This window comes from Streptomyces sp. NPDC060000 (genome assembly GCF_042737375.1).
Lineage (GTDB): Bacteria > Actinomycetota > Actinomycetes > Streptomycetales > Streptomycetaceae > Streptomyces.
This window is the reverse complement of sequence record NZ_JBHWUU010000002.1, coordinates 57,642-76,220: the sequence shown is the minus strand read 5'-3', so window position 1 is coordinate 76,220 and position 18,579 is coordinate 57,642. Positions and strand designations below refer to the sequence as shown.

The 18,579-nt window shown below is 71.9% G+C and carries 13 protein-coding genes; 1 reads left to right on the top strand and 12 read right to left on the bottom strand.

The annotated features are described in order from the left end of the window. Positions 1-185 precede the first annotated feature (185 nt). Positions 186-1,241 carry a methyltransferase domain-containing protein gene (locus tag ACFWBB_RS02180; protein ID WP_385265725.1) on the top strand — a complete coding sequence of 352 codons (1,056 nt, stop codon included), beginning with the start codon at positions 186-188 and terminating at the stop codon, positions 1,239-1,241. On the opposite strand, the gene ACFWBB_RS02175 is transcribed toward ACFWBB_RS02180, so the two are convergent. The 12 genes from ACFWBB_RS02175 to ACFWBB_RS02120 all read right to left on the bottom strand — a co-directional run bounded on the left by ACFWBB_RS02175 (position 1,238) and on the right by ACFWBB_RS02120 (position 18,520). Beyond that, positions 1,238-3,106, bottom strand: a complete 1,869-nt coding sequence (locus ACFWBB_RS02175; RefSeq protein WP_385265722.1) for an FHA domain-containing protein — start codon at positions 3,104-3,106, stop codon at positions 1,238-1,240. The two genes, ACFWBB_RS02180 and ACFWBB_RS02175, sit on opposite strands and share 4 nt — an antisense overlap. 48 nt (positions 3,107-3,154) lie before the next feature. Then, positions 3,155-4,501 (bottom strand): VWA domain-containing protein, encoded by a 1,347-nt coding sequence (locus tag ACFWBB_RS02170; protein ID WP_385265719.1) that lies wholly within the window; start codon positions 4,499-4,501, stop codon positions 3,155-3,157. A 159-nt stretch (positions 4,502-4,660) separates the two neighbouring features. Continuing rightward, positions 4,661-6,202, bottom strand: a complete 1,542-nt coding sequence (locus ACFWBB_RS02165; protein ID WP_385265716.1) for a PP2C family serine/threonine-protein phosphatase — start codon at positions 6,200-6,202, stop codon at positions 4,661-4,663. Between the two features lie 3 nt (positions 6,203-6,205). Beyond that, complete coding sequence (locus tag ACFWBB_RS02160; RefSeq protein ID WP_385265714.1) at positions 6,206-8,914, bottom strand: tetratricopeptide repeat protein; 2,709 nt, start codon at positions 8,912-8,914, stop codon at positions 6,206-6,208. A gap of 2 nt (positions 8,915-8,916) precedes the next feature. Beyond that, the gene (locus tag ACFWBB_RS02155; protein ID WP_385265712.1) at positions 8,917-10,248 is read right to left on the bottom strand and encodes a hypothetical protein; all 1,332 of its coding nucleotides are present in this window, start codon (positions 10,246-10,248) and stop codon (positions 8,917-8,919) included. Between the two features lie 71 nt (positions 10,249-10,319). Then, complete coding sequence (locus ACFWBB_RS02150; RefSeq protein WP_385265710.1) at positions 10,320-11,351, bottom strand: glutamate ABC transporter substrate-binding protein; 1,032 nt, start codon at positions 11,349-11,351, stop codon at positions 10,320-10,322. A 104-nt stretch (positions 11,352-11,455) separates the two neighbouring features. Further along, the gene (locus ACFWBB_RS02145) at positions 11,456-12,865 is read right to left on the bottom strand and encodes a hypothetical protein (RefSeq protein WP_385265707.1); all 1,410 of its coding nucleotides are present in this window, start codon (positions 12,863-12,865) and stop codon (positions 11,456-11,458) included. Between the two features lie 220 nt (positions 12,866-13,085). Next, positions 13,086-14,063: an N-acetylglucosamine kinase gene (locus ACFWBB_RS02140; protein ID WP_385265705.1), complete on the bottom strand. Its 978-nt coding sequence runs from the start codon at positions 14,061-14,063 to the stop codon at positions 13,086-13,088. Beyond that, the gene (locus tag ACFWBB_RS02135) at positions 14,054-15,319 is read right to left on the bottom strand and encodes a 6-phospho-beta-glucosidase (protein WP_385265702.1); all 1,266 of its coding nucleotides are present in this window, start codon (positions 15,317-15,319) and stop codon (positions 14,054-14,056) included. Before ACFWBB_RS02135 ends, ACFWBB_RS02140 begins: the two co-directional genes overlap by 10 nt. 6 nt (positions 15,320-15,325) lie before the next feature. Then, on the bottom strand, positions 15,326-16,219 hold the full coding sequence (locus ACFWBB_RS02130) for a carbohydrate ABC transporter permease (protein ID WP_385265699.1): 894 nt from the start codon (positions 16,217-16,219) through the stop codon (positions 15,326-15,328). A 4-nt stretch (positions 16,220-16,223) separates the two neighbouring features. Then, entirely contained in the window at positions 16,224-17,168 is a 945-nt protein-coding gene (locus tag ACFWBB_RS02125) for a carbohydrate ABC transporter permease (protein ID WP_385265696.1), read from the bottom strand. A 2-nt stretch (positions 17,169-17,170) separates the two neighbouring features. Beyond that, the gene (locus tag ACFWBB_RS02120) at positions 17,171-18,520 is read right to left on the bottom strand and encodes an ABC transporter substrate-binding protein (protein ID WP_385265694.1); all 1,350 of its coding nucleotides are present in this window, start codon (positions 18,518-18,520) and stop codon (positions 17,171-17,173) included. Between the last annotated feature and the right edge of the window lie 59 nt (positions 18,521-18,579).

The window sequence follows — 18,579 nt, the reverse complement described above, 5'->3', positions numbered from 1 at the left end:
GACTCGAGGCTTAGGACCACCCACCGGCCGCCCCACCGGCCGCCCCACCGGCCGCCCCACAGGTCACTCCACCGGCCGCCCCACCGGCCACCCCACCGGTCACTCCACCGGCCACCCCATCGGCCACCCCATCGGCCACGCCTCCGGTGCTCGCTTCCCGGGGCCGCGCGCCGCACAGTGGAGTCATGAGCGCGGACGCACGCGACAAGGAGCTGGACGATCTCGCCGCATCGGCACGGGCCGTGCTGCTGCGCGAGATCGAGGCGAGCGGGGCCTTTGCCGCCGATCCGCGCTGGCGGGAGGCCTTCGCGGCGGTCCCGCGCCACCTCTTCGTGCCGTATTACTACGTCAGCGGCGCCCGGGGGTACGAACGGTGCTGGGGCGAGAGCCCCGACCCGCGCACCCGGGAACGCTGGATACGGGGCGCGTACGAGGACACCCCGCTGGCCACCCGGCTGCGCGACGGTGTGCTGCTCTCGTCCAGCAGCCAGCCCTCGCTGATGGCGCTGATGCTGGCCGTGCTGCGGGTCGAGGACGGCGACCGGGTACTGGAGATCGGCGCGGGCACCGGGTACAACGCGGCGCTGCTGTCGTACCGGCTCGGTGAGGGGAACGTCACCACCGTCGATCTGGACCCGGAGATCACCGAGTCCGCCCGCCGGCACCTCGACGACGCCGGGTACCGGCCGACCGTCGTCACCGGGGACGGGGCGCGCGGCGTCCCCGAACGCGCCCCCTTCGACCGGATCATCGCGACCTGCACGCTGACGTCGATCCCGCGCGCCTGGCTCGCCCAGTGCGCCCCCGGAGCCCTGATCTTGGCGCCGCTGGCCACCGGGCTGATCGCGCTGACCGTCCTGGACGCCGGACATGCCGAGGGCCGCTTCCTGGAGACGGCGGCCTACTTCGTGCCGTTGCGCGGGTCGGACCGGTCCGAGCCGGAGCCGGTGGCGCTCGCCGGCGTGCCGCACCGGGCCAGGGAGAGCGACCTGTTCCGCTTCCTGCTGGCCCTGACCCGGGGCACCCTCGACCCACAGGAGGCGGCCGCCCTGTGGGAGCGCGAGGGCATGCCGGGGCGGGAGCGGTACGGCATCACGCTCAGCGCCGAACACGCGTGGGCGTGGCTCGACGAACCGGAGGGGCCGTACGCCTGGCCCCTCCCGGATCCGTCGGGTCGGTCGGGTCGGTCGGGTAGGTCGGATGGTGCGGATCCGTCGGGTCCGGGCCTCTTCGAGGCCTAACCGCGGCGGATCGTGAGCGTCGTCCAGGCGCCGACGTGCACCTGGTCGCCGTCCTGGAGCGGCACCGGGACGAACGGCTGGATCGGTTCTTCCGAGCCGTTGACCGTGGTGCCGTTGGTCGAGTTCTGGTCGACGACCGCCCAGGTGCCGTCCGGCTGCTGGACCAGCACCGCGTGCTGGTGCGAGACGCCCGGGTCCTCCGGCGGCACCGACAGGTCCAGGTCGGGTGTCTCGCCGGTGGAGTGGCGGCGGCGGCCGATGGTGAACTGGTTGCCGGTGAGCGTGCGCTGCTGCTCGGGCGAGTACGCGGGCAGGTTCAGACCCGCGGCCTCGGGACCCGAGCGGTGCATCATCGCCATGAAGTACGCGCGGTCGGGACCGATGGTCACCGTCCAGGTGGCCGGCTGCTGCGGGTACGCGGAGCCGGGCGGGGGCGGTGCCTGGTTGCCGCCGGGCTGCGGATAGCCGTAGCCACCGCCGCCCTGAGCCGGACCTGCTCCACCGGGACCGCCTGGCGCGCCCTGGCCCGGAGCGGTGTGCGACGGCGGGGAGATCACCCAGTCGTCGTCACCGCCGAAGGGCTGGCCGCCGGGCTGCGGACGGCCCGTCTCCTGCGGGAATCCGGGCGGGGCGGTCGTGCCGGACTGCTGGAAGGCCTGCGGAGCCCCGGGGCCACCCTGAGCTCTGGGGTCACCCTGGCCGCCGCCGAAGCCACCCTGGCCCGGTATGCCGGGACCGGCCGTCGGGGTGGGCCCGGGCGGCGGCGGAACGGGGCGCGAAGGGTCGGCGCCGAAGCCGGACGGCCCACCGGGACCGGACCCGGGCGGACCGGGAGGACGGCCACCGGGACCGGAGGGTTCGCGGCCGAAGGGGTCGCCACCCGGGCCGGAGGGCTCACGCCGGAAGGGGTCGCCACCGGGACCGGAAGGCTCACGTCCGAAGGGGTCGGAGGCCTGCCCGGTCTGCTCGCGCCGGTAGGGGTCCGAGGGCGGACCCGACGGCTCGCGGCCGAAGGTATCGCCGGGCGGGCCGGGCGGACGGCCACCGGGGCCGGAGGGCTCGCGGCCGAAGGGGTCGCCACCCGGGCCGGAGGGCTCACGCCGGAAGGGGTCGCCCGCCTGGCCGGAGGGTTGCCGTCCGAAGGGGTCGCCACCGGGACCGGAGGGCTCACGCCGGAAGGGGTCGCCGCCCTGGCCGGACGGGTCACGCCCGAAGGCGCCCGCGGGCGGGCCGCCGGCGGTTCCTCCCGGACCACCGGGCCTGCCCGGTCCACCTTGTCCGCCCGGTCCACCTTGTCCGCCCTGTCTGCCCGGTCCGCCGGGGCCCGACGGGTCGCCGCCGAACGGCGGGATCGGTTCGGCGGGACGGTTCATCTGGGACGGGCGGGAGCTCTGGTAGTCGAACGAGTCGGTGCCCCCGTAGGACGGAGGCGGCGGCTGGTAGCGCCCACCCGGTTCGCCGGGACCACCCGGGCCGCCGGGACCCGGGCCGGGTCCACCGGGACCGGGGCCGGGGCCGGGGCCGGGGCCGGGGCCGGGCCCCGAGGGGCGCGGGGCGGCCGGGGTGTACGAGGTGGCCGTGTTCGTCAGGAAGTTCCACCGGCACTCCTCGCAGAACGGCGCACCGCCCTCACGGGGCGTACGGCACTGCGGGCAGAGCTCGGGCTCGTGGTCCGGTACGGACGACAGGTGCCGTCCACCGGGCTGGCCGCCCTGGCCCTGGCCGGGCGGGGGCGGGAAGCCGTAGCCGCCGGCGGTCGGGGGCGGCGGGGGAGGGGGCGGAGGTACGGCACCGGCCATGCGGTGACCGCAGACCTCGCACCAGTCGTCGGAACCCGACTGGTGTCCGTTCGGGCAGGTCGGCATGTCGGCGCGTCCCCCTCTCTTCTTCGGTGTCCCAGAAGCGTGTTCAGGTCACTTCTTTACACGAACAGTCTTTGTGGACCGGGTCTCGAGCGTCATCTCGTCGGCGTCCGTGACCTTCGCCTTCAGTCGCACAGTACCTGTCGTGGCATCGACCACGTCCACCACCTTCGCAAGCAGTTTCGCAGTATCACCGTTCCCCGAGGCGCTCGCGAGCTGAACGGCACGGCCCAGTTTGGCCGTTGCTCCATCCATATCGCCTGCTTTGCGAAGATCCAGCCCCTGTTGGATGACCTGTGCCAGTTCGGCCTGGCCCGTGTAGTGCGCGACCTGAGGGTTGATCGACGTGGAGGCGGACATGTCGTCGGTCCACACGGCCCGTACGAGACCCTGCGCGCCCAGGTTCTGGACCGTGCCCCCAGGCTGCGGTATGACCAGCGAGACCCGGGCGGCGAGCATCTCCTGGCCGACGTTCGCGGCCGGGACCTCGACGCACACGTGGTAGTCGCGGGACTCGTCGCCCCAGGAACCGGTGGGGTAGTCGCCCGCGCGCGGACCCGCCTCCGTACGGCGTCCGGTCAGCTCCTCGACCGTCGGCGCGACCTGCTTGACGAACTTGATGGCGGTACCGACCGGGGTCCACAGCCGCAGCGCGACGTCCGCGACCTCCTTGCCCATCGCCGTCTCCATCATCTGCGTGAAGTCGGCGGCGAGACCGGCCGGGTCGGCGACGATGTCGGCGGTGCCGAGCAGGGCGGAGGCGATCCCTGTGACTTCTTTCACTTCCCAGTCCGTGCCCACACCGCGGGCGTCACAGGTGAAGCGCCCGGCGCAGTCGTCGAGGGCGGCCTTGAGGTCCTGGGGCGCCTCGTGCTCGTTGCGGCCGTCGGTGAGCAGGATGCCGTGCCGGATGGCGACGTCCGCCGTGGACAGCAGCCGGTCGGCCAGCCGCACCCAGGTGCCGATGGCCGTGCCGCCGCCCGCGCTCAGTCGGCGCAGTGCCTGCTTGGCCTGGTCACGGGTGGTCGCGTCGGCGACCGCGAGACGGCCCCCGCCCGGGTAGACCTCCTTGGCGACGTGCGTGCCGCCGATCACCGAGAAGTGCACACCGTCGCGCAGGGTGTCGATGGCGGCGGCGGTGGCGTCGCGGGCGTTGCGCATCTTGGTCGGCGGGTAGTCCATCGAGCCCGAACAGTCCACCATGATCGCCACGGCGGCGGACGGGCCCTGGCTCGGCGAGTAGAGGTGCGGCGCGGCTGCCGCGCTGCCCACCGTGCCGCCGCCGGTGGCGGTGACCGTGACGATCGCGTTGACCTCGCGGCCGCCCTCCGGCAGGTACTCGTTCTGATAGACGTCCACCGAGAACTGCGGCACGTTCGACTTCGAGAAATTGGCCATGCCTACTCAGATCCCCCTTGGAAACCCCACCCGTTCGCGGGGCGATGTCTGGCTACGGACCGGTCCCCACCGGTCCGTACGCGTGCTTCCCCGTGCTTCCCGTGTTGCCCCGTGACTTCCGGTGCTGCCGGTGTTGCCGTTGTTCTCCTGTTTGCGGCCTCAGGCCGATCCTGCCCCCTGCGCGGGGGCGGGGAACGGCACGACGGCCACTGTTACGTTGTCGTGGCCCCCGCCGTCCAGGGCGTGGCCGACCAGGACGCGGGCGCTGTGCAGAGGCCGGGCGCAGGCATCCGGCGGGACGACCTCGGCCATCTCCTCGGCCGCCTCCGCGTAGTTCCACAGGCCGTCCGTGCACACCACCACGACACCAGGCCGGTCCGGCTTGAAGGAAGCGGTGTGCGGCTCCAGTTCGTAGGCGTCGGCGCCGAGCCAGCCGGTGATCGCGTGAGCGCGTTCGTCGGCGTAGGCCTCCGCCTCGTTCATCAGGCCCGCGGCGACCATCTGCGCGGCCCACGAGTCGTCCTCGGTGAGCCGGGCCGGGGATGAGGTGCGGTCCGCCGGGATCCAGTAGGCGCGGCTGTCGCCGACCCAGCCGACGACGAGCAGTCCCGGCGTGACGATCGAACCTACGAGGGTGCAGGCCGGGGCGTTCTGGTGCGGGGCCTGCTCGCGGGCCGTGGCCGGCTCGTCGGCCAGCGCGTTGACGGCGTGGGAGGCGGCGACGATCGCCTCGTGCATGGCCTGCTGCGGGTGCGTGCCCTGCGGCAGGGCGGCGAGCAGCGCCTCCCGAGCCGTCTTCGACGCGGCGAGGGAGGCGTCGTCGGGGCGGGTGGCCGAGGACACGCCGTCGCAGACGATCGCCACGAGGGCGGGGGAGCCGTCGGGCAGGGCGGTGCGGCCGAGGCCGAAGGCGTCCTCGTTGCGGTGGTGGCGCAGACCGCGGTCGCTGACGGCGGCCATGGGGCCCGTCTCCTGCTCCATGTGGTCGCGCTCGCGCGGCTGGGCGTGCCCGCAGTTCTCGCAGTACCCGTCGTGGTCGACCCGGCCCGCCCGGCACGCCACGCACACCTGGGCGGTCTCGGCCACCGCGGCGGCCTCGGCGGCCACCCGGGGGTCCGGCGCCTGAAGGGCGTACTCGTCGGGCTCCGAGGGCCGGTCGAACCGGACACCGGGCACACCGGGTGCCCCGGGCACACCGGGGGTTCCGGACACGCCGGGGGTTCCCGGGACAGCAGGGGTACCGGGGACACCCGGGTCGGAGGATTCGGCGGGCGGCGGCGGAAGCGGAGAACCGGAGCCCGACGGCTCCGGCATCCCGGAGCTCGACGGCCCCGGGATCCCGGCACTCGGCGGTACCGGTGCCCTGGAAGCCGAGGGCGGCGGCAGGGCCGCAGCGGCGGCACCGCTCACACCGGCACCGCCGGCACCGGCCAAACCGGCACCACTCGCGGCGACACCGCTCGCGCCGGCGGTCGGCACCCCCGTACCGCTCACCGTCCGGCCTGCCACCGCCGATGCCGCCGCTTCCGCGGGAGCCGGTGGTGCCGAGCCGTTCATCGTGAGGGTCGGGTGGTCGTCCGGGCGCCGCGGTACGGCGGACAGGTCGTATCCGCACGCACCGCAGAAACGGTCACCCGCGTCCAGCGGCTCCGCACAGCTCGGGCACGTGGGCAGGGCGGCCTGCCGGGGCATCTGCGACATCAACTACACCCACGTCCGGGGGCGGTAACGATTGGCACGTTCCACCAGGTCGATCCTTTCCTCGCCGCCCGTCGCCAGCCGGGCCAGCGTGCGGTACGAGCGCTCCAGGCCGAAGCGCAGCCCCCGCTCGTCCAGTTCACTGCCGAGCAGCACCCGGGCGGCCGGGCCCGCGCCCTGGCCACCGGAGAGTATCCAGTCGAGTGCGCAGCCGAGGACTTCCGCGGACAACTGCTCACGCCGCGTCGGATCCAGACCGTACGCGTTCAGCGCCTCGACCTGGGCCGCGGCGGCGGTGAGGTCCTCCAGGAAGGGTACGTCGGAGGCGAGGGCCGTCCGCTGCCGGAGCCGGGCCCGCACGGCCGCCACCCGGGCCGCCGTGTAGTGGATGGAGGACTCCGGCACCGACTCCAGCGTCCCTACGGCACCCTTGCGGTCCCCGGCGGCGAGCCGCACCCGGGCCAGGCCGAACGCGGAGCTCACATAACTCGGGTCGGTCGACCACACGAGGCGGTAGTACTCGGCGGCGTTGTCCAGCTGCCCCAGCACCTCCGCGCACAGTCCGAGCGCCAGCTTGGGCGCCGGTTCGCCGGGGAAGGCGTCGTAGATCGCGTCGAAGGCGAGCGCGGCGCCCTCGTGGTCGCCGGTGACCAGCGAGGTCACGCCCCGGTACCAGACCACCCGCCAGTCGTCGGGCCGTTCGTCCTCCAGAATCTGGAGGGACATGAGGGCGGCCTGGTGGTCGCCGTTCTCCAGCCAGGCGCGGATCTGCCGCAGCCGGGTCTCGACCGACGGCGCCGGAGCGGACGCGAGAGCCGTGATCAGCTCGCCCGGCGCGGATGTCAGCAGACCGGCGAGGAATCCCGCGTTGGGGTCGGAGGCGTCGACGTGCGGAACGGGCAGCGCGAGCGCGGCGGCGGGCGCGGGAACGGTCTTGACCAGCCCGGGGGCGACAACGCTCGTGGCGACGGTGCTTGCGGGACCGGCCGCCGCGACGCCCGGCAGCGCGACGCCCCCGGCGACAGCGGGACCGGCGCCGGGGAGGGCGGGAGCAGGCCCGCCGGTGAGGGCCGGAGCCGCGCCGGCGAAGGCGGGGGCCACTCCGGGCAGGGCGGGCGCGGCTGCCGCGGTCCCGTTGCCCGGTCCGCCGACGAGGGCTGCCGCGGCTCCCGAACCGCCGCGCCGAAGCGAGGACTTGACGGTGGCCCGCGGTCCCAGCCGTGACACCTCCCCGTCCAGCTTCGGGAACAGCTCGGTGTCCGTGACCTTGACCTCGGGTCCGAACAGGGTCGACAGCGCGGGCCGGGCCCGGCCGCTCTGCAGCGAGACGACCTCGCGCAGCACGCCGGTGAGCTGCTCCGCCATCTCCTGAGCGGAGGCGAACCTGCGAGCCGGGTCGGGGTCGGTGGCGCGGACCAGCAGCCGGTAGAACGACTCGTACTGGCGGAACACCTCGATGTTGTCGGGGTCGGGCAGGGAGTCGACGAAGACGGTCGTGTAACCCTGGAAGTCGAAGGTCAGCACGGCGAGCGTACGGCCCACCGTGTACAGGTCGGACGCGACCGACGGGCCGACCTCCGCGACCTCCGGGCCCTGGTAGCCGACGGTGCCGTAGATGGCCGACTCGTCGTCGTCCATTCTTCGGACCGCGCCCATGTCGATCAGCTTGAGCTCGTCCTCGGTCTGGATCGCGTTGTCGACCTTGAAGTCGCAGTACAGCAGGTTGCGGCTGTGCAGATGGCCGAGTGCCTCGAGCGCCTCGATGCCGTACGCGCAGGCCTGCTCGACGGGGAGCGGATCCCGCTTGCCCTGCGGGGTGCGGCGGTCGTTGGCGATCTCCTTGAGCGACTTGCCGCCGACGTACTCCATGACGATGTAGCCGTCGAGCGAGCCGGTGCGCTGGTCGAGGTGTTCGACGAAGTTGTAGATCCGCACGATGTTGGCGTGCTCGATCTCGGCGAGGAAGCGCCGTTCGGAGATGGCCGCGGCCATCGCGTCCTGGTCGCCCGTGTCCAGGAGGCCCTTCAGCACGACCCACCGGTCCGACACCGCGCGGTCGACGGCCAGGTAGACCCAGCCGAGCCCGCCGTGCGCCAGAGCGCCCACGACCTCGTACTGGCCGTGCACGACGTCGCCGGCCTTCAGCTTCGGCACGAAGGAGTACGGGTGGCCGCACTTGGTGCAGAAGCCCTCCGTGCGTCCTTCCCGCTCGCCGCGCGAACGGCCCACCGGGGCACCGCAGTCGGAGCGCGAGCAGAACCGCTTGCGCTCGGGCACCTCGGGGTTTTCCTGCACCATCGCGCGCGGGTCGGGCTTCGGCACCTGCGGCACCATGACCAGTCCGGCGCCCAGCCGGGCCCGTCCGGAGGAGCCGGAGGCGGAGCCGGAGCTGCGCACCGACACCGAGCGGCCCGTGGACTTGCCCGACAGCGACCGGGACAGCCGCCCGGACACCGAGCGGCGCGACTTCGCGGACTGCGACGACGTACGGGTACTGCGCGCACTGGAGCGTGAACTGGCGCTGCCCGCCGAGCCCTTGCCGCCTCCGGTCACCCCGGTCGGCGGTGAGCCGACCAGGCCTCCCCCAGAGGGGGGACCCCCAGGCGAGACGACCGGGGCCAGACCGCAGGTGTCGCAGTACAGCTCACCGTCGCCCACATCCTCGTACGCCCCCTCGCAGCCCGGCCGCTGACACGGTTGTCCTGCCTGACTCATGGCTACTGCTCCCCCCTACGGTCCTGAGGTCCGCCCTGCTCCGGCACGCGCGGTGCCGTGAGAAGTTCGGCGGCCGCGTGCTGGTAGCGCAGGACGGCCTGTTCGGCGACGCGCAGATCACAGGGCGCGCTCCACAGCATGCGGCGTGCCGCGTCGTAGCGCTCGATGAGGAACGGGTCCTCGGCGAGCCCGTGCCGGGCGACCTTCGCCTTGTACGCGTCGAGACGGCCGCGCAGCTCCGCGCGGACCGCCAGTGGCTGGGTGACGGCGGTCAACGACTCGCGGGCGCGCAGCAGTTCGTCCTCCGCCTTCTGCTCGAGGGACTCCAGGAGCGGCGACAGGCGGTGCCACTGGGCGTGCCGGCGGTACTCGGCGGCCGTCGAGAGCTGCTCCTGGAGGACGGTCGGCGGTCCGCTGACCACCGGCACCTCCGTCGCGGCGATCTTCGCGAGCACCTCGCCGCGGGCCGTGCGCGCCTCGGCGAGCGTCCTGTCGGCGCGGCTGAGGACGTCCCGCAGTCTCACCAGCCGCTGCTCGGCGTCCTGGCGGACCGTCAGAACGGCGTCGATCTCGCGGCGTACGTCCTCCAGGGCGCGGGCCTCACGGTCGTACACCGTGGTGTCCGGCCGGCCGCCGCCCGGCGCCGAACTGCCCTGTGCGCGCACCCAGAAGGCCAGCGGGTCCGACACCACCTGTTCGCGCAGGGAGGTCAGGGTCCGGGTGATGCGCTCCAGGTCGTCGCCCGCCGGGTGCTCGCCCGGGCGGACGCCGACGGAGTGCGCGAGCCGGCGGGTGCGCTGGAGTTCCGCGGCCAGTAGATCTATCCGGGCGGGCAGCGCCGACCAGACCGCGTCGGCGGTCACGACCATGTCGAGCGACGACGCGTAGAGCTCGTTCATCCGGTCGACGAGGCCGGTGAGGGAGAAGCTGTGGCTGAGCTTGCCCGTGCCGTGCAGCGCCGGCGCGTCGGGCCCGGCGGCGCCGGCGACCGATCCCGCCACCGTGACCGACTCGCCGCGCAGCAGTTCCGTCAGCTCCACCAGGTCCTCGCGGCTGGACCAGCGGCGGCGCGAACGGATGTCGCGGGCGCCGCGCAACGCGTCGGTGTACGCGTCGAAGTACGCCCACAGCAGCGTGATCGACACCTCCGCGGACGCCCAGCGCTCCTTGGTGACTCCGGTGAGCTCCGCGCCTTCGAGGAGCCTGCGGCCCGCGTGGTCCTGGAGGGCGAGGAGCGAGGTCTCGATCGCCTCGTGCTCCGCGCCGAGCCGCGCCAGCGCACGGTCGACCTCGTCCCGGTCCATCACCGGCCCGGGGGGTCCCGTGACGCCCATCGATCACCTCTCGCTGCTGTGTCGGTCGGTCTCTGTACGCTGCCCGCCGTGCCGTCCTGCCCGGTGGCCCTTCAGCTCGTGGTCAGGTACTGCGGCGCGGGCGGCTTCGCCGTCGCCGCGTCACTGCCCAGTGTCGCCGACAGCCACTTGTCGTACGACGCCTGCCAGCCGCTCGCGCGGTACTCCACCAGGATCTGGTTGACCCGGCGTACCAGGTCCGTCGCGTCCTTCTTCATGGCCACGCCGTAGTACTCGGTGGTGAAGGGGGCGCCCTTCAGCTCGACCGTGGGGTCCTGGGCGGCCTGACTGGCCGCGAGCGCGCCGTCGGTGACCACCGCGTCGACCTCGCCGAGCTGCAGCCGGACCAGACAGTCGAGCTGGTTGGGCACGGTGGTGGAGAGGTCGACGGTGGAGGCGATCCTGCCGGCCTTCTTGTCGTCGGCCAGCTTGAGGTTGGCCGTCGAACCGGTCGCCGTGCAGACCTTCTTGTTCGCCAGCGTGTCGTCGTAACCGGTGATCTTCGAGGACTTGGGCGCGAGGACCTGCTGTCCCGTCTTGAAGTACGGCGCGGAGAACGCGACCTCGCCGAGCCGGGTGCAGGAGATCGTCATGGTGCGGACGACCATGTCGACCCGGCCCTCCTGGATGGCCGGGACGCGCTGGTTGGTCGGGATCGCCTTGAACTGGACCGCGTTCGGGTCACCGAGGATGTCCTGGGCGATCCGGTGCACCAGGTCGATGTCGAAGCCCTCGAGCTCCGCGCCCGTGTTGTTGGGGTCGCGGTAGCCCCAGCGGTAGCTGTTCTGGTCGACGCCGACGATCAGCTTGCGCTTCTCGCCCTGCCGGGCCTTGATGGCGGCGATCGTCGTACCGTCCGCGGTCGACGGCGCCGGCGTCCGCTTCTCCGGGTCCGTGCAGGTGGCGTCGGCCGCCGGGGTGCCCGCGGCGGCGCCCTGACCGGCCTGGCCCGTGCTGCCGTCGCCGGGTGAACGGGTCGTCCACGGCAGCAGCAGGACGAAGGTCAGCGCGAGGGCGCACAGGGCCGCCATCGCGCCCACTCCGCCCCAGCCCTTCAGGCCGGTCCGCACACGTCGCACCCGCATCGTCACGCCCCCTTCCACCGGTACGCCTCCTTCAGCCGGTTCGCCCCCGCCCACCGACCCGCTCCTGCCCAGCGGCATCCGCCGGCTCACCGGCCCGCGCCCGTTCACCGGTACTCCGACAGCCTGCGGCCGATGCCGAGGACCGCACCCGCGGCGCCCAGCACGGCGAGCACGGCGGCGCCGATCGGCAGGCCGGTCATCGCGTCCAGACCGTCCCCGGCGGCCTGCCTGAACTCGGTCTGCTCGTGCGCCAGCGCGTTCGCGAGGTTCTTGTCGACACCGTCGAAGCACGCGCCGGTCGCGTCCTTGCCGCCGATCACCAGGGCCAGCGCCTGCTCGTAGTTGCCGTTGTCGTCCTGCGCGCGGGCCGCCGTGTGGCGCTTCTTCCACTCCGTCATGTTGCTCTCGGCCGTCGCGACCGGCTTCCCGCCCGCCTGGTCGTCGGCGAGCTTCGCCGCGAGGGTGAGGCCCTTGCCGAGGGTGGTGATCTCGGTGGTGAAGTCGTGGTCGAACTTGTCCAGCGTCACCGCTTCACCGTCGGCCGTCACCTTCACCGTCTCGGCGCCGCGCGCCACCAGCGTCAGGTTCTCGTTGCCGCGCGCCTTGAGGGAGGCGATCCGGGCGTCGTGCAGGACGTTCAGCGAGCGGACGCCGTGGTCGTAGGAGTCGTCGAGACCCGCGCGGGCCACGGTGTGGCCGACGACCAGCCAGAGCAGGACGACGGTGGTGGTCGCCGTCGCCGCGACCAGTCCGTGGTTCAGGACGCGGTTCGTACGGCGGTAGTTGCGGTGCTGCGCCCAGGTGAGGCCGGCCAGCGCGAGGACGCCCAGCGCGATCGCCGCCCACGGGTAGGGGGTGGCGTCGGCGTAGTCGTCCTGGAGGCGCTGGTTCTCCTTCTTGTAGAGATCCTCGGCCGCCGGGAGCATGTCGTTCTGCATCTTCTCGTTCGCGTACCGCAGATAGGCGCCGCCGACGGGGAAACCCTGGCGGTTGTACGTACGCGCGCGTTCCACCAGGCCCTTGTACTCGGGCAGCAGTGTGTTCAGCTTGGTGATGGACGCCGTGGAGGGCGAGCCGGGGTCGGCGTTGTTGGCCGCGGTGACGAGTTTGGCGGCCGCCGTGTCGATGTCGTCCTCGTAGCGCTGCCGGGACCCCGCCGTCTCCTGGCCGCCCGCCAGGAAGCCACTGGAGGCGGTCGTGTTGGCGTCGGCCAGCGAACGGTAGATGTCGGCCGCGGCCGAGCTGAGCGGCTGGCTCTTGTGCAGTACGTCGTCGGCGGCGGCCGCGCGGTCGGTCGTCTGCCAGGCCGTCACGGAGCCGAAGGCGAGGACGAGGAGGGCGAGGAAAGCCCCGATGATGCGGAGCCGGCCCGGCTCCGTGGTCGCCGCCGCGCGTGCCTTGTCGACGCCCTCGGCGAACGCCGTACGGCGGGTCGGCGGCGGTACCGGCGCCGGCGTGGGCGCCGGTACGGTGGTGCTTGTAGCCGGGTTTGCCACGTTTTTGACCTCCCCCATGGTCAGCTGCCGCCGCCAGTATCGCTGGCGGGACCGGTCATGCGCACCGGCCTTCACTGGATCTTGATCAGATCGCAGTCACCCCTGTCCATGAAAACGCGTCGGGTGGGTGTTCGGTTCCTTCGCGGGCGCGCGTGTTGTGTACGGGGGCGCGCGTCTGGGCTGGTCGCGCGCCCGTCGGGGCCGTACGGCGATACGGCCCCGCGCGCTTCGGGTACGGTCACTCACCCGTGTCGAAATGCGTCCTCACCTTGCGCTGCGCCGCGGCGTCCGCCCCCAGCCTGTCCAGGCCCAGCAGCGCCGCCCCCAGCACCGGGCGCTCCCGTACGACGCTCGCCACCGCCTTCGGCGCCCGCACGGCCAGCAGCTCCCGTACGCCGTCGTCCAGTTGCCCGTGGCCCGCCGTCAGGACTCCACCCCCCAGCAGTACCGGTGTCTCCTCCTCCAGGAGGTCCAGACGGGTCAGGGCCACCGTCGCCATCGACACCACCTCCTGCGCCAGCCGGTCGACGATCGTGCGCGCCACCGCGTCGCCGCCCTCCGCCGTCCTGAAGAGGACCGGGGTCAGTTCGTGACGGCGGGAGGGGGCGATGTGTTCGAGGTGGAAGGTCTCGATCAGGGCGTACATGGACGGCAGGCCGAAGTGGGACGGGAGGGTGTCGGCGAGGGCCGTCGGTCCTCCCCGGCCGTCCGCCGCCCTCGCCGCGTGCCAGATCGCCTCCTCGGCCAGGCCCCAGCCGCCGCCCCAGTCGCCGGAGAGACGGCCGAGGGCCGGGAAGCGGGCGGTGCGGCCGTCGGGGCGCATCCCGACGCAGTTGATGCCGGCGCCGCAGACGACGGCCACCCCCCGGGGCTCGGCCACACCTGCCCGCAGGATGGCGAACGTGTCGTTGCGGACGTCCACGGAGGAGCCCCACGCACGTGCGTGCAGGGCCGCCGCCAGCTGCTCCTCCTCCACCGGCAGGTCCGCGTTGGCCAGACAGGCCGAGACATGGACCGCCGAGTCGACGCCTGCCGCGGTGTACGCGCGCGTGACGGTGTCGGCGAGGGCGTCCACCGCCGCGGTCACGCCCACGGCGGGCGGGCGGAAGCCGTCGCCGCGGGCGGTGGCGAGGACCTCCCCGTCGGCCGCCACGACCGCGACGTCCGTCTTGCTGTTGCCCGCGTCGATGGCGAGCACGCTTGCCGTCAGGCCCACGCGAGGTGCTCCCGGTTGTGTGCGATCAGTTGGTCGGTCAGCTGCTCGGCGTACTCGTACTGGGCGATCAGGGGGTGGGACAGGAGGGCCTTGAAGACGTTGTCGCGGCCGCCGTGCAGAGCCGCCCGCAGGGCCAGGTCCTCGTACGCCGTCACGTTCGCCAGCAGGCCCGTGTACAGCGGGTCGAGGGGGGCCACCGGCAGCGGGGACGGACCCTTGGGACCCACCGCCGCCTGGACCTCGATCACCGCGTCGTCCGGCAGGAAGGACAGCGTGCCGTTGTTGACGGTGTTCACCACCTGATAGGGGCTGCCCGAGCCGGTCAGCAGCGCCGCCGCCAGGTCCACCGCGGCCTCCGAGTAGAAGGCGCCGCCGCGCTTCGCCAGCAGTTCCGGCTTCTCGTCCAGGGCCGGGTCGGCGTACAGCGCCAGCAGTTGGCGTTCCATCGCGGCCACCTCCGCCGCCCTGGAGGGCTTCGTCCGCAGTTCCCGTACGACCTCGTCGTGCGCGTAGTAGTAGCGCAGGTAGTAGGAGGGAACGGTGCCCAGGCGGTCCAGGACCGCGCGGGGCAGCCGCAGATCTGCGGCGATCGTGTCGGCGTGGGCGGTCAGCAGGCCCGGCAGGACGTCCTCGCCCTCGGGACCGCCCAGGCGCACCCCGGTCTCCCAGGTGAGGTGGTTGAGGCCCACGTGGTCCAGGTGGATGTCGGCCGGCGTGACGTCGAGCAGGGCGGCGAACTTCCGCTGGAGGCCGATCGCCACGTTGCACAGGCCGACCGCCTTGTGGCCGGCCTGGAGCAGGGCGCGGGTCACGATGCCGACCGGGTTGGTGAAGTCGATGATCCAGGCGTGCGGGTTCGTCCGGCGGACCCGTTCGGCGATGTCCAGGACGACGGGGACCGTGCGCAGCGCCTTGGCGAGGCCGCCCGCGCCCGTCGTCTCCTGCCCGACGCAGCCGCAGTCCAGGGGCCAGGTCTCGTCCTGCTCGCGCGCCGCCTGCCCGCCGACCCGCAGCTGCAGCAGCACGGCGTCGGCGCCCTCGACGGCCGCGTCCAGGTCGGACGTCGTCACGATCCGGCCGGGGTGGCCCTGCCGGGCGAAAATCCGCCGGGCGAGGCCGCCGACGAGTTCCAGGCGGTCGGCCGCCGGGTCGACGAGGACCAGTTCCTCCACGGGAAGGGTGTCCCGTAGGCGTGCGAAGCCGTCGACGAGTTCTGGGGTGTAGGTCGAGCCGCCGCCGACCACGGTGAGCTTCATGGCTTGTTAACCCTTTACTCCGGTGAGGGTGACACCTTCGACGAACGCCTTCTGGGCGAAGAAGAACACGAGGATCACGGGGGCCATGACCAGCACGGTGGCGGCCATGGTGAGGTTCCAGTCGGTGTGGTGCGCGCCCTTGAAGGACTCCAGGGCGTAGGAGAGGGTCCACGCGTTCGGGTTCTCGGAGGCGTAGATCTGCGGGCCGAAGTAGTCGTTCCAGGCGGCGAAGAACTGGAAGAGGGCGACGGCGGCGATGCCGGGCTTCGCCATCGGCAGGACGACCTTCAGCAGGGTGCGCAGGTCGCCGCAGCCGTCCACCTTCGCCGCGTCCAGGTACTCGTTCGGGATGGTCAGCAGGAACTGGCGCAGCAGGAAGATCGAGAACGCGTCGCCGAACGCCAGCGGGATGATCATCGGCCACAGGGTGCCCGACAGGTCAAGCTGCTTCGCCCAGAACAGGTACATCGGGATGACGACCACCTGCGGCGGCAGCATCATCATCGAGATCACCAGCATGAGCGTCAGGTTCCGGCCCCGGAAACGGAACTTGGCCAGCGCGTACGCCACGGGGATCGAGGAGACGACGGTGAGGACCGTTCCCAGTCCGGCGTAGATCAGCGTGTTCCTCCACCAGGTGAGGAAGCCCGGGGTGTCGAAGACCTTCCGGTAGTTGGCCCACTCCCAGGTGTGCGGGACCAGGTCCCGGCTGAGTGCCTGCGAGTCGCTCATCAGCGACGTCAGGAACACGAACACGAAGGGCAGGGTGAAGAAGAGGGCGGCGGCCACGCCGAGGGAGTGGACCGCGATCCATTCCAGCAGTGCCTTGCGACGGGCGGTGCGCTCGGCCGGTGAGGACGGAGCCGTCAACTCCGCGGGACGTTCCAGTACTTGAGTCATGGGGTCAGTCACCTGCCTGGATGAGGCCGCCCCGGCGCCGCATGAGGAGCGCGGTGAACGCCATCGACAGGGCGAACAGGACCAGGGCGACGACACAGGCGGAGCCGTAGTCGAAGCGCTGGAAGCCGAGGTTGTAGACGAGCTGGGGAAGGGTGAGCGTGGAGTGCTCCGGGTAGCCGGGCTCGAACATGGTGCCCGCGCCCTGGATCACGCCCGAGGCGACCTTTCCGGCGACCAGGGGCTGTGTGTAGCACTGCATCGCCGCGATCACGCCGGTGACGACCGCGAACATGATGATCGGCGAGATGTTGGGAAGGGTGACGAACCGGAACCGCTGCCACGCCGACGCGCCGTCCAGCTCCGCCGCCTCGTACTGCTCCTTCGGCACGTCGAGCAGCGCGGCCATGAAGATGACCATCAGGTCGCCGACGCCCCACAGGAACATCAGGGTGAGGGCGGGCTTGGACCAGCTCGGGTCGTTGAACCAGCCCGGGGCCGGGATGCCGACCTTCTCCAGGAGCGAGTTGACCGGGCCCGTACCGGGGTTGAGGAGGAAGGCGAAGGCCATGGTGGCCGCCACCGGCGGGGCGAGGTAGGGCAGGTAGAAGAGGGTGCGGAAGACACCCGTACCGGTCTTGATCTTTGTGATGAGCATGCCGATCCCGAGTCCGAACAGGACGCGCATGGTCACCATGATCACGACCAGCCACAGGGTGTTGCGCAGGGCCGGCCAGAAGAACGGGTAGTGCTCGAAGACGTACGTCCAGTTCTTCGTGCCGCTCCACGTCGGCGGCTTGAAGCCGTCGTAGTGCATGAACGAGAAGTAGACCGTCGAGATCATCGGGTACGCGAAGAAGACCGCGAAGCCGATCAGCCAGGGCGACAGGAAGGCGAGGGTGCGAAGGGCCGAGCGCCGGTGCTTCGCCCTCAACGTGTGGGTGGCGGCCATCGCTACTTCGCCTGTGCGATGTCCGTGTCGATCTGCGCGGCCGCCTTCTTCAGGCCGGCCTGCAGGTCGGTGACCTTGCCGCTCTCGTAGTCGTAGCCGAGCTGCTGGACGGTGGTCAGGTAGACGCCGCCGTTGATCGACGCGGGGGACGTGGTCGAGTTCGGGTTCGCGGCGATGTCCAGGAACGTCTTGAAGCGCGGGTCGTACTTCAGGTCGGGGGACTTCAGGGCCGCCAGCGTGGACGGCACGTTGTGGATGGCGTTGGAGAAGGCGACGACCGCGGCCGTGTCGGTGGTCATGTACTTCACCAGCTCCCAGGCCGCGTTCTGCTTCTTGCTGGTGGCAGCGATGCCGGCGATGGTGCCGGTGATGTAGCCCTTGCCGTACTGGTCGACCTGGTCGTCCGCGACGGGCAGCGGGGCGACGCCGATCTCGAAGCCCGGCTTGGCTTCCAGGGCCATGCCCAGCCGCCACTCGCCGTCGAGCTGCATGGCGACCTGGCCGGTCTGGAAGGGGTGCTTGGGGCCCCACTCGTCGCCGAGGCCGGAGCGGAACTTCTCCAGCTTCCGGAAGCCGCCGAGGTTGTCGACGAGCTTCTTCTGGAGGGTGAGGGCGTCGGTGACGGCCGGGTCGGTGGCGATCGTCGACTTGCCGGACTTGTTGAAGTAGGTCGGCCCGAACTGGCCCATGTAGTGCTCGGTGGTCGTCTCCCAGCCGTGGTAGTCCGGCATGAAGCCGAGCTGCTTGAACGTGTTGCCCTGGGGGATCGTCAGCTTCTTGGCGTCGGCCTCGAACTCGGACCAGGTCTTCGGCGGGCTGCCGATGCCGGCCCTCGCGAACGCGGTCTTGTTGTAGTAGAGGCCGTAGGCGTCGCCCAGCAGCGGAACCGCGCAGCGGTCGAGGTCGTACTGGGTGTACTGGTTCATCGCCTTCGGGAAGGTCATGTTCGGGTCGATGTCCGCCTTCTTGAAGAAGGGGTTGAGGTCGACCAGGGCCCCCGACGAGCAGAACTTGCCCACGTTGTTGGTGGTGAACGACGAGATCACGTCCGGCGCCTTGGTGCCGCCCGCGCGCAGTGCCTGGTTGATCTTGTCGTCGGTCATGTTGCCGACGACGTCCACATGGATGTTGGGGTGCGTCTTCTCGAAGCCGGCGACCAGCGACTGCACGGCCTTCACCTCGTTCGGCGCGCTCCAGGCGTGCCAGAAGGTGAGGGTCGTCTCCTTCGACGCGTCGTCGTCGGAGCCGGCCGCGGACTGGCCGGTACAGGCGGTGGTGCTCAGCAGGAGTGCCGTGGAGGCGGTGAGGGCGAAAGCCGCCTTTCGGACGACTTCGGGTATGCGTGTGGGCATGGCGGAGCCTTCCAGGACAGGGCAGGGCGAAGGGGATGCGGTGAGGTGATGCCGGGTGG

Bases quoted from the DNA above. Each gene is read 5' to 3' on its own strand.
- ACFWBB_RS02145 (WP_385265707.1), bottom strand. From the start codon at position 12,865: ATGGGGGAGGTCAAAAACGTGGCAAACCCGGCTACAAGCACCACCGTA.
- ACFWBB_RS02160 (WP_385265714.1), bottom strand. From the start codon at position 8,914: ATGAGTCAGGCAGGACAACCGTGTCAGCGGCCGGGCTGCGAGGGGGCG.
- ACFWBB_RS02165 (WP_385265716.1), bottom strand. From the start codon at position 6,202: ATGTCGCAGATGCCCCGGCAGGCCGCCCTGCCCACGTGCCCGAGCTGT.
- ACFWBB_RS02120 (WP_385265694.1), bottom strand. From the start codon at position 18,520: ATGCCCACACGCATACCCGAAGTCGTCCGAAAGGCGGCTTTCGCCCTC.
- ACFWBB_RS02155 (WP_385265712.1), bottom strand. From the start codon at position 10,248: ATGGGCGTCACGGGACCCCCCGGGCCGGTGATGGACCGGGACGAGGTC.
- ACFWBB_RS02130 (WP_385265699.1), bottom strand. From the start codon at position 16,219: ATGACTCAAGTACTGGAACGTCCCGCGGAGTTGACGGCTCCGTCCTCA.
- ACFWBB_RS02180 (WP_385265725.1), top strand. From the start codon at position 186: ATGAGCGCGGACGCACGCGACAAGGAGCTGGACGATCTCGCCGCATCG.
- ACFWBB_RS02175 (WP_385265722.1), bottom strand. From the start codon at position 3,106: ATGCCGACCTGCCCGAACGGACACCAGTCGGGTTCCGACGACTGGTGC.
- ACFWBB_RS02125 (WP_385265696.1), bottom strand. From the start codon at position 17,168: ATGGCCGCCACCCACACGTTGAGGGCGAAGCACCGGCGCTCGGCCCTT.
- ACFWBB_RS02170 (WP_385265719.1), bottom strand. From the start codon at position 4,501: ATGGCCAATTTCTCGAAGTCGAACGTGCCGCAGTTCTCGGTGGACGTC.
- ACFWBB_RS02150 (WP_385265710.1), bottom strand. From the start codon at position 11,351: ATGCGGGTGCGACGTGTGCGGACCGGCCTGAAGGGCTGGGGCGGAGTG.
- ACFWBB_RS02135 (WP_385265702.1), bottom strand. From the start codon at position 15,319: ATGAAGCTCACCGTGGTCGGCGGCGGCTCGACCTACACCCCAGAACTC.